Source organism: Serratia sp. HNCC26DJ244 (assembly GCF_057180565.1).
Genome location: NZ_JBXUGO010000088.1, coordinates 1 through 771 on the forward strand (window position 1 = coordinate 1; position 771 = coordinate 771).

Consider the following 771-nt stretch of genomic DNA (forward strand, 5'->3'; position numbering starts at 1 on the left):
CACCACCGGCATTGATATTGTGCTGACCGGTAAAATCATTGGTCCCCTCCAAGGTCACTGCCGCATTGGTGTTGATGGTACCGTCACCACTGAATATGTTGGCCAGCGTATCGGCAGCGTTCAGGTTCAAAGTACCCACTACATCAACATCACTGCTACCCAAGGCATCGGCCGCAGTCAAATTGACCGTTGCCAGCGCTGCTATCAGGGTGTCGGTCGCTGTTGTCAAGCCACTGTTGGCGGCGCTCAGGGTTAATGTGCCGCTGTTGACGTTCAACGCCCCCGCACCGGTCAGGCCACCCACCGCGGTGGAGGTGCCTCCCCCGTTCAGGTTCAGCGTACCGCCGGTGATATCAATCACCCCGGTGTTAGTCAACAACCCGCTATTGGTCAGGATACCGGTACCGACGTTGACCGTACCCTGGTTATCTAGCGCTTTTACCGTTTGGTTGAACGAGTTGCCATTAAACGTGCCGCTACTTGCAACCGTCAGCAACAAGGTTTCACCGAAGCCATTGTTGCTGCCCAGTTGTACGGTACCGCCCTGCACCGTGGTACTGCCTTGGTAGAGGTTGTTGCTATTGGTTACCGTCAACGGACTCTGGGTCGCATCGAAAACGATGCCACCTGCCCCAGTCAGCAGGGCGGTTAATTCTCTGTTGGTGCCAGCAGCTATAATCAACGCACCGCCGTTGCCGGTGTCGGTCAGCAGTTCAATGGCACTCAAGCCATAATTCAGATACAGGCCATCGGCACTGCCGTTCGTGTTGG

The 771-nt window shown here is 55.9% G+C and carries 1 pseudogene; it reads right to left on the reverse strand.

Features of this window, described 5'->3' with window-relative positions:
• A pseudogene (locus AC2A06_RS18695) lies at positions 1-771 on the reverse strand (hypothetical protein); the annotation flags it as partial.